Here is a 12,925-nt window from a genome sequence, read left to right as displayed (position 1 = left end):
ACTTGTCGAAGGGCGCTTCTCGGTGAGGCGCCCTTCGACAAGCTCAGGTCTACGGTTCATCTGGACAGAGCAGTTTCTAATTGAACTCAGCCGGTGGCGGGCGCTGCGCTGGCGCTTTGGTCACCGGCGGCGGCACTTTGGGCGCCGCGCCGTTTTTGGGTGCGGCGCCGGGGTCGCCGGGTCCACGCCGCCCGGTCTGCTCCTCGATCCATTGCTGGTCGAGTACCGGGCCATCCTCGGGCGCCGGGGCGGGGTCGGCACTTTCGGGTGGTCGCAGGTCATAGGGCAGCTCGATCGGCATGCCGTTCTCATCGACCAACCCGCCTTCGCCGGGTTCGCCCATATAGGCTTCGCCTTCGTCCTCGAGCTGCCATTCGGGTAGCACGACTTCGGTGTCGAACGCCTCGATCGGACGCCGCGCGACCGCGACGCGCATATAATCGGCAAAGGCCTGCGCCGGGGCGCGGCCGCCCTGCAATCCGCCGACCGCCTTGGCATCGTCGCGGCCCATCCAGACGCCCGTCGTCAGCCCGCTGGAAAAGCCCAGGAACCAACCGTCCTTGTTGCTCGACGTCGTCCCGGTCTTGCCCGCAACGGGGCGGCCGATCTGCGCCGCGCGCCCGGTGCCGGTATTGACTGCGGTCTGGAGCAAGTCGGTGATCCCCGCGGCAACCCAATTGTCGACCAGCACCTGGCCGCGTTCCGCCGCGCGCTGATACAGTAGGCGGCCGTCGGCGGTGGTCACCTTGGTGATCCCGTAAGGCTCGACCGAAATGCCGCCGCGCGACACCGCGGCAAAGGCGGCGGCCATGTCGATCACCCGCACCTCGGCGCTGCCCAGCACCATCGACGGGTGGGTGTTGACCGGAGTGGTGATGCCGAACCGCCGCGCCATATTGGCGACCGACGAAAAGCCGACCTCGTCGCCCAGCTTTGCCGCGACGGTGTTGACCGAATAGGCAAAGGCACTGCGCAGATCCATCGTGCCGGCGAAGCGCCCCGACGAGTTGCGCGGCGACCAGCCGTTGATCGTCACCGGTTCGTCGACCACCGGATCGTCGACCTTATACCCCGCCTCGAGCGCCGCCATATAGACGAACAATTTCCACGCCGATCCCGGCTGGCGCAGCGCCTGCGTCGCGCGGTTATAGTTCGACGTCACATAATCGGTGCCGCCAACCATCGCGCGCACCGCGCCGTCGCGGTCGAGCGAGACCAGCGCGCCCTGCACCCCGCGCGGGGTGTTGGCCTGGATTGCGGCGGTGGCCGCGCGCTGCATATTGAGGTCGATCGTGGTATAGACGTCGAGCGCCTCGGCGCCCTCGTCGATCAGCATGTCGAGCTGCGGCAGCGCCCAGTCGCTGAAATAGCGGGCGCTATTCTGGCCGGTTTCCTGTGCCAGCTGGACATCGGCGGGTTCGGCGCTGTCGGCCTGGCTCTGGGTGATGACCCCGGCGTCGACCATCACGCTCAGCACCACCCCGGCGCGGCCCAGCGCGGCGGACGCATCGGCGGTCGGCGAATAGCGCGACGGTGCTTTCACCAGCCCCGCGACGACTGCGGCCTCGGACAGCGACATTTCGGTCGCACTATGCCCGAAAAAGCGGCGCGTGGCGGCATCGATGCCGTAACTGCCGCCGCCGAAATAGACCTTGTTCAGATAGAGCTCGAGGATCTCGTCCTTCGAGAATTTCCATTCGAGCGCCATCGCGAGGATCATCTCGCGTGCCTTGCGCTTGAAATCATAGCTGTTCGACAGAAAGACGTTGCGCGCCAGCTGCTGAGTGATCGTCGAGGCACCCTGCAGGCGCCGCCCGCTGCCGCGGTTCTGCACCGCGACCGCCGCGGCGCGCGCCATGCCGACGGGATCAAGCCCGGGGTGATAGCGAAAGCGCCGATCCTCGACCGCAACCATCGCGTCCTGCATGACCTGCGGCGTTTCGCGCAGGGTCAGCCAGCGGCCGTAGTTGGGGCCAAGCGACAGGAAGACGGTGCCGTCGGCGGCGCGGACGCGGATCGTTTGGCCGGCGGGTGATTTCTTGAGCTCCTCAAAGCTCGGCATCCGCTGCACGGCAATACCGACCGCGACCGCCAGCGCAACGAGCGCGACGAGCGCCAGGCCGAGCCCCCAGCGGAAAATTCGCCGCACCCAGACGCGAAAGCGCGACGGTTCGCCTGTTGGCACCGCACCGCCGCGCTTACCCGAAGATGATGAATTTCCTGACGATGACGGCTCTCGTTCGCGGCGCAAAGCGGTGTATTCCTTCCCTCGCCGCGCTCCTGTCAGCGTCAGCCTTTCATCGCAGCCCCCCGGCGACGGGCTGGTTCAGCCTTCGCCGGTCTGCGCCTCATCCGGCGCGCGACCCTCGAAGTCAAGCGCCGCGCTGTTGATGCAATAGCGCAGCCCGGTCGGTCCGGGACCGTCGGGGAAGACATGGCCGAGATGGCCCTCGCATTTGGCGCACCGCACTTCGGTGCGGACCATGCCGTGGCTGGTGTCGGTCAGTTCCTCGACCGCGCCGCCTTCGGCGGGCGCGGTATAGCTTGGCCAGCCCGAGCCGCTGTCATATTTGGTGCGGCTGTCGAACAACGGTTCGCCGCAACCGGCACAGCGGTACAGGCCGTCGCCCTTGTGATCGGTATATTTGCCGGTGAATGCCCTTTCGGTGCCGCCCTCGCGCAGCACATGATGCGCCATCGGGTCGAGCGCGGCGTCGGGTTTCGGGTCGGTCATGATGGATGTCTCCTTGGCTGCGGTCGATCGTCGGCGGCGTCGCGGTTGCCCCCAATATCGGACCGAACCTGCGGTCCCGCAAGGGGCGGGCCGTTCAGTCGCCCGGGATTCGCGTCGCTTGCGACGCCCAGCGGACCAGCGATGGAAAGGCCGCCGCCAGCGAAGTCAGACCGCCCGCTGTGCGCGGGTTTTCGCCGGTGCGCCAGACGGCGCTGGCGATGCCAAAGGGCCGCGTCATGCGCGCCGCGAGCGTGCGCTGGAACGCGGGCGCTGCGTCACCGCCGCCGCGGCGCCATGCCGCCACCGCCGCATGACCGCTGGCCATCGCCAGTCCCATGCCCTCTCCCGCCAGGCTGGGGATCACTCCCGCCTGATCGCCGAGGCGGAACAGCCCGGGCGCGGTGTCGGCGGTGCGCCAGCCATAGGGAACATGGCCGATCGCGTCGATCGATTGGGACCAGTCGGCAAACGCCAGCCGCTCAGCCAGCATCGGATGCGCGGCGCCCAGGGTGCGCAGCAGCGCCGCCGGATCGCCGCTCGCGTCGTCAAGGCGCGACTTGTGGGTGGCGAGACACAGGTTCGCGCTGCCGTCCTCCTGCCGCACCAGCCCGGCATAGCCGCGGTCGAACAGATGAAGCTCGACGGCGTCGCCAACCAACCGATCGAGCGCAGGGTGATGCGGCAGCCGCAGCCGCAGGCCCATCACCGGATCGCGCTGCTGCCAGGGTGCAGGTTCGCGCGGAAAACCGCGAAACCCGTGTTTGCCCGCGGCGAGGAATAGCGCGGGAGCGGTGAGCGTCGTTCCATCGCGTGTCTGGACGGCGGCACCGTCGATCGTGGTCGCGTGGACCCCGCGCTGCAGATCAGCCCCCGCGGCGACCGCCGCTGCTTGCAAGACCGTATCGAGACGGCGGCGCGACACCCCCATGGCGGCTTGCGGCAGACGGGTCTCGCTGCGGCGCGACCCGGCGAACAGCCGCACCCGCGCGACCTGCTGGCCGCCCAGCGCCGCGCGGTCGATGCCGAGCGCGGCGAGCCGCGCCAGCGAATGCCAGCTCAGGAACCCCCCGCACAGCGCATCGCCGGTTTCGCGCGTCCGTTCGAGCAGCAGCACCTTGGCGCCCGCGTGCGCCAGCCCGATCGCTGCGGCGGCCCCGGCGGGCCCGGCGCCGACGACGATCGCGTCGGTCACCGGATACGCTCGACACACAGGCGATAGGGAAAGCTGCGAAAGATGCGCGTATCCGCCGCGGTATCGGGCAAGGCTTTGGTCAGCATCGCCTGCCACTCTGAGCGCCGAAAACTGCGACCGACCGACAGCTGGCCATCGCGGCGGACGATCGGATCGACCAGCGCGAGCGCCGCCAGCAGCGGATAGCCGGCAAAGGGCAGGCGCTGGCGGTGGAGGTCGTTGACCAGCCAGCCGCGCGCCGCCTCGGCGTCCATAAAGCGTAGGAATGCGTCGCGCTCGGCGGCACTCATATGATGGGTGACCAAGCTGGAGAGGATGATGTCCCACCCCCGCCCCGCCAGATCGCGGTAATCGCCGGTGACCAACTGCGCCCGCGCGCCCAGGCGGGCTTCGGCGACCGGCGCGCTTTTCGGGTTGAGATCGATCCCGACCAGATCAAGCGCGACGCCGCGCTTGGTCCCCCAGCGGTCGATCCGCGCCAGCATGTCGCCGCTGCCAAAGCCGACATCGAGGATCCGCCACGGCTTTGTCCCCAGCCCGCTCGCGGCGACGCGGTCGAGAAACCCCAGCGTGGAGCGCGCCGCCAGCGTCAGCGCGTTGATCCGCGACAGGTCGGCAAGCACCTTGGCATAGCGGGCGGGCGCCAGCTCTACCGCGTCCATCTCCTCTTCGGCGTCGATCGGCGCGCGAAGGCTGGTGAAGGGGTTCATGCCGTGAAGCGGATCGCTTCGGCAGCGAGCCCGGGACCGAAAGCGATCGCGAGCCCCTCGCCCGTCGCCCCGCGCGCCATCATGTCGGCGAGCACGAACAGGATCGTCGCCGACGACATATTGCCAAAGCGCGCGAGCACCGCGCGGCTGTCGGACAGTGCCTCGGCTGGCACCGCCAGCGCATGCTCGACCGCATCGAGCACCGAACGCCCCCCGGCATGGACTGCGAGGAGCGGCGGCGGATCGCCCGCGCCGAACAACTGGCTTCGTACCTCCGGGGCGGACAACGCGTCGCGCAGCCGTCCCGGCACTTCGCCCGACAGCTGCATCGCAAAGCCGGTGTCGCCAATGTCCCAGCGGATCAGGTCGGCGCTATCCTCCAGCGCCAGACTGGCGCCGTCGCCCAGCTCGAATCCGACTCGATCGGCCGACACGATCGCCGCTGCGGCGCCGTCGCTGAACTGGAGCATCGCGAGCAAAGGTTCGGGGGCATCTTCGAGTTGCAGGTGGAGCGTCGATAGCTCGACGCTGACCACCAGCACTACCGCACCCGCCTCCGACCGCACGATATGCCGCGCGGTGCGCAGCGCGGTGACCCCGGCGTAACAACCCATGAACCCGATCAGTACCCGCTCGACGGTCGGGGACAGACCCAGCCGCCGCGCCAGGATCTGGTCGATCCCCGGCGCGACAAAGCCGGTGCAGCTGGCGACGACGATATGGGTGATCCGCGCCGCATCGAACGCATCGCCCAGCGCGGCAATCGCCTGCATCGCGAGCTCGGGGGCATGATCGGCATAAGCGTGCATCCGCGTCGAGGTCGGCGGCAGGCCGGGAACATCGTAAAACCCGCCCGCCGCGACCGGCGATCCGCCATTCGCTGTGGGGGGCAGCACCGACCAGCGATGATCAATCCCCGACCGCGCGGTCATCCGCGAAAAGACGGCGCGGACGCGCTCGTCGGTCAGTCGCGGGGACGCCCAATCGATAAAGGCCTGATGGATGTCGTGGCCCGGCACGGCGGTGGCGAGCGCGTTCAGCCGGGGGGACGGCACGAGTGTGATCATCGCGCACATGTGGCCGAAAAGCGCAAAACTAGCCAGCGATTAGCGGTGCGGGCGTTTTACGCGGGGTTAACCATGGTGCGGCTATGCGGTCAGAGGTGAAACTGCGCCTTTTCCTTGCCTTTGTCCTGACTTTTGCCAGTGGCCCCGCGGCGGCAGTGCAGTGCCTGCTCTGCGCGCCCGACAGGGCGACCAGCGCGACGGCGCGCGAGGCCGAGGTGCCGCTGCGCGTCGAGGTCGAAACCCGGCTCGACATGGGCCGCATCGCGGTCGGCGCGATGGGCGGCGAGGTCGCGGTCGATCCGGTCTCGGGCACGCGCCGCCTGCGCGGCGACGTCGTCGATCTCGGCGGCTTTGCGCTGACGGGTGTTGTTACCGTGCGCGGCGCGCCCGGCGCCGAAGTGCGCGTCATCCTGCCGACCAGCGTCGATCTGGAGGGCGGCCACGGCCGCACTGCGCGCGTCACCGACCTGATCACCGACCTGTCCGCCGCCCCGCGGCTCGGCCCCGACGGGCGTTTGCAGTTTCGTTTCGGCGGCCGGTTGCAGATCGCGGGCGCCGATGACGGTGATTATCGGGGGCGCATTCCGGTGACGGTGGAGTATCAATAGAGCGACGAGGCTGAAGCGCTTCGGAGTTTGCCGCGAAACCTCTCCAGTCCGTCCCATTCTGCATGGTAGTCCCAAGCTATTGGTGGATCCACTTGGAGAGGGTGATGAAGCCGCGCCTCTTCGAGCGTGGCTTCCATCCGACCGAAGTTACACGCCGCGCACGCGATCACGATGTTATCGAGGAGACTGTTGCCGCCCCGACTATTCGGGAGGATGTGGTCGAACTGGAGCCACATGCATTGGAATGCCGAGTGCTGGCTATCATTCGTTGATCCCCAACCCACTGCTGACGGGTAGCAAGAGCTGACCAACCGCCTCAATGTCGGGTCGATGACCGGAATACCGCAAAAGCGGCAATGGTACCCATCGCGGGCTATAACCATCGCGCGCGTAGAGGCATTGGGCATCCGCGGTCGTGGCCGATCGGAGAGCGGGAAGTGTGGCGGAGCTTTGCTAATGCTCAAGAAACCGTATCGGGCAGTAGCGCCCTTCCCCCATGCTTGTTCCGTGTAAGCTCTAACGATGTCATTGTTTGCGGCGCGAAGGAGAGCGTCCGCGTCGCTCACATCCCCTGCATCGTGTTTTTTGAGGGCTTGCAGAATCTGCTCAGCGGCGAAGAATATCTCGGGTATTGGAGTCGACAAGGAGCGACGGAGGGTCATGGTTGCAGTTCCAACAATGGAGCCGATAGTTCCACTTATCCCCGCACCCCAAACAGCGCAGTCCCGACGCGCACATGCGTTGCGCCTAGCATCACCGCGGTCTCATAATCGCCGCTCATCCCCATCGACCGCCCCGGCAGGCCGTTCCGCTCTGCCAGCTCATCGAGCAGCGCGAAGAAGGGCGCGGGTTCAATGTCGGCGGGGGGGATCGCCATCAGGCCTTCGATCGTCAGCCCGGTCGCCTTAGCTTCGGCCAAAAGCGCGGGCAGGTCGGCGACGTTGCAGCCGCCCTTTTGCTCCTCGTCGCCGATATTGACCTGCACGAACAGCTGCGGCTGCTTGCCTGTCTTTTCGCAGGCCTTTGCCAGCGCCTGCACCAGCGACGAGCGATCGATCGAATGGATCGCGTCGAACAGCGCGACGGCTTCGTCGGCCTTGTTCGATTGCAGTTGGCCGATCAGGTGCAGTTTGATGTCGGGGGTTTCGGCGCGCAGGTCGGGCCATTTGGCGGCGGCTTCCTGCACCCGGTTTTCCCCGAAATGGCGCTGGCCCGCCGCGATCAGCGGGCGGATCGCTGCAGCATCATGCGTTTTCGACACCGCGATCAGGCAGATATCGTCGGCGCGCCGCTGCGCGCGCGTTGCTGCGTCGGCGATCTTGGCCTGCACTTCGCTCAGTCTGTCCGCCGCGTCGCTCATTGATCGTCCTATCCCGGCGCGTTGCTTGCGCCCGCGACGCGCCTATAGGAAGGGCGATGGTCCGACGCCACCCCCTGCCGCCGCAATGGCTGTTCAGCGACGAACGGCTGACGGTCGGGGTCGTCCAGTTGGCGGCGACGCTGCCGCCGGGCAGCGGGATCGTCCTGCGGCATGACAGCCTGACCCGCGGCGCGCGCTGGCGCCTGTTGCGGCGGCTGATGCGGGTGGCGCGGGCGCGCGGCTTGACGATATTGCTCGCCGGGACGCCCGATAGGGCGGGGCGCTGGGGCGCCGGTGGTGTTCATCTGCGCCAGCATGACGCCCACCGCGCCGCGCAGGCGCACCGGCTGGGCCTGATCGTCACGATGCCGGTGCATGACGCGCGCGAGGCGCGCCGCGCGCGCCGCGTAGGGGCCAACGGCGCTTTCATCTCGCCGCTGCATTCGACACGCTCGCACCTCGGCGCTGCGGCGCTCGGCCCGGCTGCGTGGTTGCGGCTGGCGCGTCTCGCGGGGGCGCAGCCGGTCGCGCTTGGCGGAATGACGCCCGCGCTGGCGCGCGAACTGAACCGCCGGACGCGTCACGTCAGACCCGGGTGGGCCGCGATCGATGCTTGGGAAAATGCGGCGGTGAAGCGCCGGATGCGTCAGAAGCGGAACGCGGTTCCGACATAGACCGCCTGGCTGTCGCGGCGCGTATCGGTCAGCGGTTCGACGCGGTCGTCGCTCTTGTAGCGGACGCCGGCGGTGACATCGATATTCTTGGTCAGGCGATAGCTGCTGACGACATCGACGGCGGAGGCTTCGCCGGGTGTGGTGATGCGGTCGGTCGCGCCGCTCGGATCGCTCGGCCGGTTAAGCATGCGCGTCGCAAAGCGTGATTTCTTTTCGGCCTGTTCGGGCGCCTTGGCGACCGGCAGGTTGCGCAGGTCGGTGCCGCGCGGCAGCGACGGGGTGACGAATTTCTCGAACCCGACCGAGGCACCCAAATTGTAGGCGACCGGAGTAATGGCGATCGGTGCGGTGCGGCCAGCCGCCAATGCCGACGTCCGCGCGGCGCTCGATGCGTCGTCGCGGGCGCGAATCACGACGGTGATCGCGCGGTTCTTGCGGCTGTCATCGGTGAGCGCGGGCGTGAAGCTGAAACTGCGGCGCTGTTCCGCCGACATTTTGGCATAGCGTGCGATCAGGCGCGGATCGCCCGATGCCGGGGTGAACTGGCCGAGCAGGGTTTCGGATAAAGCGGTGTCGCGGATGCGGTCAGACCGCGACATGGCGGCGAGGGCTGGCGGCAAGGCAAGCGAAACCACCGCCAAAGCGGTGAGACTTCCCTTCCAAAAATGTCGCGATTTCCGCGCCATGTTGCTGCGACTCCAACCCCAATCGAATCCTGAGATAGGACTGCGGCGGCGATATTGCCAGTGAATCCCACCGATTTATCGCACCAGGCCCGCTTTTCACCGAAATTGTTGCGCGATCGTCACACTGCATCTCAAATCTGACCAGACTCTGAACCGCGGCAAAGCCGAAATTGCCGCGCTTGCGGGGCGGCGGCAAGGGCGATAGAGACGCTCGCAATTCCGTTCTGCGCGGTCCGGTCTTCGTGATGCGGCGGCGCTCAAGAGATAAGGTGTTATCGGCATGTCCCAGCTTTCCGTCCTTGCCCAGCGCGGTCGCCGTCCGGTCGTGTTCACGCTGCTCGGGCTCGCGGCGCTCGGCCTTTCGGCCTGCGCCGGCAAGGACCGGCCGCGCGCCGACCTCGCCGCCAGCCAGGTCACGACGATCGGCGTCAACAGCTATTTGTGGCGCGCCTCGCTCGACGCGCTGTCGTTCATGCCGTTGCTCCAGGCCGATTCGTCGGGCGGGGTGATCATCACCGACTGGTATGCGAACCCGGGCAACCCCGGCGAGCGGATGAAGGTGACGGTGTCGATCCTCGACCGCGATCTGCGTGCCGATGCGCTGCGCGTCGTCGCCTCGCGCCAGGTCGCACAGGGCGGCGCCTGGGTCGATGCGCCGGTGCAGGCGGCGACGGTGCAAAAGCTCGAGGAAATCATCCTCACCCGCGCCCGCGATCTGCGCCGTAGCGCCATCGAAGGCTAATCCGGCGGCGCCGCGCCGCCCAGACAGACAAACGGGGTAACCGACGAATGACCCGCGAACCGCGCTTTGGCGCCTTGGCCGCCGATGCTCGCTGGCAAGCGGCGTGGGAGGCGGCGAACAGCTTTGCCACCACCGATGGCGGCGAAAAGCCCAAGGCCTATATCCTCGAGATGTTCCCCTATCCGTCGGGGCGCATCCACATGGGTCACGTCCGCAACTATGCGATGGGCGATGTGCTGGCACGCTTCAAGCGGATGACCGGGCATGACGTCCTTCATCCGATGGGCTGGGATGCCTTCGGGATGCCGGCCGAAAATGCCGCGATGGAAAAGGGCGTTCATCCCGGCGGCTGGACCCGCGACAATATCGCGTCGATGCGCGGCCAGCTCAAACGGCTTGGCCTCGCGATCGACTGGAACCGCGAGCTCGCGACGTGCGAGCCCGATTATTATGGCCAGGAACAAGCCTTGTTCCTCGACCTGTTCGCCGCCGGGCTGGTGACGCGCAAGCACAGCTACGTCAATTGGGATCCGGTCGACATGACCGTGCTCGCCAATGAACAGGTGATCGACGGCCGCGGCTGGCGTTCGGGTGCGCTGGTCGAAAAGAAGAAATTGTCGCAGTGGTTTTTGAAGATCACCGACTTCGCCGAGGAACTGCTCGAAGGCCTCGGCAGCCTCGACAGCTGGCCCGACAAGGTGCGGCTGATGCAGGAAAACTGGATCGGCAAGTCGCAGGGGCTGGAATTCAGCTTCAAAATGGCCGGCGGCGCACCGGGCTTCGATGTCTTCACGACGCGGCCCGACACGCTGTTCGGCGCGAGCTTTGCCGCGATTTCTCCCGACCATCCGCTGGCCGAACAGCTGGCGAAGGATGCCCCCGAACTGGCGGCCTTCATCGCCGAATGCCGCCGCCAGGGCACCTCGGCCGAGCAGCTCGAAACCGCCGAAAAGCTGGGCTTTGATACCGGCCTGTCGGTCGAACATCCGCTCGACCCGAACTGGCACATGCCGGTGTGGGTCGTGAATTATGTGTTGATGGATTATGGCACCGGGGCGATTTTTGGCTGCCCGGCGCACGACCAGCGCGATCTTGATTTCGCGCATAAATATGGCCTGCAAGTCCACCGCGTCATCGCCGATGGCGACGAGGTCGCGCAGCATTTCACGGGCACCGAGGCGTACACCGGCCCCGGCAAGCTGGTGAACAGCCATTTCCTTGATGGCATGAGCATCGACGAAGCCAAAGCGGCCGTCGTCGCGCGCGCCGAGCATGAGGGTTGGGGCAAGGGGACCACGGTGTGGCGCCTGCGCGACTGGGGCGTGTCGCGCCAGCGTTACTGGGGCACCCCGATCCCGTTCATCCATTGCCACAGCTGCGGCACGGTGCCGGTTCCGAAAAGCCAGCTGCCCGTCGTGCTGCCCGAAGATGTCGATTTTTCGGTCCCCGGCAATCCGCTCGACCGTCATCCGACGTGGAAACATGTCGCCTGCCCGACCTGCGGCGGCGACGCGTTGCGCGAAACCGACACGCTCGACACCTTCGTCGATTCGTCGTGGTATTTCTTGCGCTTCGCCAGCTCGCCCAGCGACAAGCCGTTCGATCCCGAGGTGATCCGCCGCTGGCTGCCGGTCGATCAGTATATCGGCGGCATCGAACATGCGATCCTGCACCTGCTCTATGCGCGCTTCTGGACCCGCGCGCTGCACAAGATGGGGATGATCGACATCGTCGAACCCTTCGCCAGCCTGTTCACGCAGGGCATGGTGACGCACGAGACGTACAGCCGCGATCAGGGCGAAGGCTTGCCGCCGCTGTACTTCACGCCCGATGAGATCGAGCGCAGCGCCGATCGCGCGACGCTGGCCGCCGACGGCGCGCCGGTGGCGATCGGCCGCGTCATCAAGATGTCGAAGTCGAAGAAAAATGTCGTCGATCCCGACGCCATCCTCGACCAGTACGGCGCGGATTCCGCGCGCTGGTTCATGCTCTCCGACAGTCCGCCCGAACGCGACCTGCCGTGGAGCGAAGCGGGGATCGAGGGCGCGTGGCGCTTTGTCCAGCGGTTGTGGCGCCTGTTCGGTGACACCGAAAATCTCGGCGACGGAACCGTGGATGCGGGCTTGGCGCGCAAGCTGCATCAGGCGATCGCGGGGGTCGCCGCTGACATCGAATCGCTCGGCTTCAACAAGGCAGTCGCCAAAATCCATGCGCTCGCGAACGAGATCGAGAAGGCGAAGCCGTCGGCGACCCGCGCCGAGGCGTGTCTGACGCTGATCCGCCTCGTCGCACCGATGATGCCGCATCTGGCCGAAGAGGCCTGGGCCGCGCTTCCCGAAGGTCAGCGCACGACCGCGATGATCGCCGATGCCGCATGGCCCGCCGCCGATCCGGCACTGCTCGTCGATGACGAGGTGACAATTGCGATCCAGATGGCGGGTAAGCTGCGCGATACGATGACGCTCGCCAAAGGCCTCGACAAAGACGCGGTGGAAGCCGCGGCGCTCGCGCGCCCGCGCATCGCCGAATTGCTCGGCGGGGCGGCGCCGAAGAAGGTGATTGTGGTCCCCGACCGTTTGGTGAATATCGTTCCCTGATGCGCACCCTCCTCACCTCCTCGCTTGTTGCCGCTTCGCTGATGCTCGGCGGCTGCGGGCTGCGTCCTTTATATGCTAACGGCAGCCAGGGCGCGGTGGCGCAGGTGCTGGCCGACGTCGATGTCGCCCCGATCGAGGGGCATAGTGGCTGGCTCGTCCGCAACGCGCTGCGCGACCGGTTGCAGGCGACGCAGGGCGGGCAAGGCGCGGGCAAGCGGCTGCGGCTCGACGTCCGGCTCGAGGATTCGATCACCGGTTTCGGGGTCCGCGCCGATGACGCGGTGACGCGCGAACGCCGCACGTTGCGCGCCCGTTACCAACTCGTCGATGCGGCATCGGGCGAGGTGCTGCTCGACGCGACCGCGGCCCAGGACGCCGGGATCGATGTCGTGGGCAGCGAATATGCGACGATCGCCGCCGAATCGTCGGCGCTCGAACGGCTCGCCTCGGGGATTTCCGACCAGATCGTCGCGCGGCTCGCGGTGTTTGCCGATCGCGGCGGCGGCCGGACATCGGCCCTGCCACCGGCGACACCCGCGCCGACGCCGTAACCGG

General features: G+C 67.2%; 13 protein-coding genes. 6 read left to right on the top strand and 7 right to left on the bottom strand.

Annotation, left to right across the window (positions count from 1 at the left end):
• Positions 1-76: 76 nt before the first annotated feature.
• From FFS68_RS06060 to FFS68_RS06040, 5 genes are all read right to left on the bottom strand, one after another.
• Positions 77-2,185 (bottom strand): PBP1A family penicillin-binding protein, encoded by a 2,109-nt coding sequence (locus FFS68_RS06060; RefSeq protein WP_249340041.1) that lies wholly within the window; start codon positions 2,183-2,185, stop codon positions 77-79.
• A 141-nt stretch (positions 2,186-2,326) separates the two neighbouring features.
• On the bottom strand, positions 2,327-2,734 hold the full coding sequence (gene msrB / locus FFS68_RS06055; RefSeq protein WP_137752291.1) for a peptide-methionine (R)-S-oxide reductase MsrB: 408 nt from the start codon (positions 2,732-2,734) through the stop codon (positions 2,327-2,329).
• Positions 2,735-2,828: 94 nt separating this feature from the next.
• Positions 2,829-3,926 carry an FAD-dependent monooxygenase gene (locus FFS68_RS06050; protein ID WP_137752290.1) on the bottom strand — a complete coding sequence of 366 codons (1,098 nt, stop codon included), beginning with the start codon at positions 3,924-3,926 and terminating at the stop codon, positions 2,829-2,831.
• Positions 3,923-4,636: a methyltransferase domain-containing protein gene (locus FFS68_RS06045; RefSeq protein WP_249340040.1), complete on the bottom strand. Its 714-nt coding sequence runs from the start codon at positions 4,634-4,636 to the stop codon at positions 3,923-3,925. Before FFS68_RS06045 ends, FFS68_RS06050 begins: the two co-directional genes overlap by 4 nt.
• Positions 4,633-5,703 (bottom strand): type III polyketide synthase, encoded by a 1,071-nt coding sequence (locus tag FFS68_RS06040; RefSeq protein ID WP_137752289.1) that lies wholly within the window; start codon positions 5,701-5,703, stop codon positions 4,633-4,635. The genes FFS68_RS06045 and FFS68_RS06040 overlap by 4 nt, the downstream gene beginning before the upstream one ends.
• 95 nt (positions 5,704-5,798) lie before the next feature.
• Here FFS68_RS06040 and FFS68_RS06035 point away from each other — a divergent pair, with 95 nt between their 5' ends.
• Positions 5,799-6,311, top strand: a complete 513-nt coding sequence (locus FFS68_RS06035; protein ID WP_249340039.1) for a DUF4402 domain-containing protein — start codon at positions 5,799-5,801, stop codon at positions 6,309-6,311.
• Between the two features lie 104 nt (positions 6,312-6,415).
• Positions 6,416-6,583: a hypothetical protein gene (locus tag FFS68_RS18105; RefSeq protein ID WP_249340038.1), complete on the top strand. Its 168-nt coding sequence runs from the start codon at positions 6,416-6,418 to the stop codon at positions 6,581-6,583.
• 425 nt (positions 6,584-7,008) lie between these two features.
• On the opposite strand, the gene FFS68_RS06025 is transcribed toward FFS68_RS18105, so the two are convergent.
• Positions 7,009-7,671, bottom strand: a complete 663-nt coding sequence (locus tag FFS68_RS06025; RefSeq protein ID WP_137752286.1) for a YggS family pyridoxal phosphate-dependent enzyme — start codon at positions 7,669-7,671, stop codon at positions 7,009-7,011.
• A 56-nt stretch (positions 7,672-7,727) separates the two neighbouring features.
• Between FFS68_RS06025 and FFS68_RS06020 the strand changes: the two genes are divergently transcribed.
• A complete protein-coding gene (locus FFS68_RS06020) occupies positions 7,728-8,345 on the top strand; it encodes a thiamine phosphate synthase (RefSeq protein WP_137752285.1) in 618 nt (205 codons plus the stop codon).
• Here FFS68_RS06020 and FFS68_RS06015 read toward each other — a convergent pair.
• Complete coding sequence (locus FFS68_RS06015) at positions 8,318-8,944, bottom strand: hypothetical protein (RefSeq protein ID WP_249340037.1); 627 nt, start codon at positions 8,942-8,944, stop codon at positions 8,318-8,320. The genes FFS68_RS06020 and FFS68_RS06015 overlap by 28 nt on opposite strands.
• 367 nt (positions 8,945-9,311) lie before the next feature.
• Between FFS68_RS06015 and FFS68_RS06010 the strand changes: the two genes are divergently transcribed.
• From FFS68_RS06010 to lptE, 3 genes are read left to right on the top strand one after another with little or no spacing between them, the layout of a single operon-like run.
• A complete protein-coding gene (locus FFS68_RS06010) occupies positions 9,312-9,773 on the top strand; it encodes a DUF3576 domain-containing protein (RefSeq protein WP_171003758.1) in 462 nt (153 codons plus the stop codon).
• Positions 9,774-9,820: 47 nt separating this feature from the next.
• The gene (gene leuS, locus FFS68_RS06005) at positions 9,821-12,370 is read left to right on the top strand and encodes a leucine--tRNA ligase (protein ID WP_137752283.1); all 2,550 of its coding nucleotides are present in this window, start codon (positions 9,821-9,823) and stop codon (positions 12,368-12,370) included.
• Entirely contained in the window at positions 12,370-12,921 is a 552-nt protein-coding gene (gene lptE / locus FFS68_RS06000; protein WP_137752282.1) for an LPS assembly lipoprotein LptE, read from the top strand. The genes leuS and lptE overlap by 1 nt, the downstream gene beginning before the upstream one ends.
• Positions 12,922-12,925: the final 4 nt, after the last annotated feature.

The organism is Sphingopyxis sp. L1A2A (assembly GCF_005502465.1).
Lineage (GTDB): Bacteria > Pseudomonadota > Alphaproteobacteria > Sphingomonadales > Sphingomonadaceae > Sphingopyxis.
The sequence above is the reverse complement of the archived record's forward strand: the minus strand, read 5'-3'. Positions and strand labels throughout refer to the sequence as shown.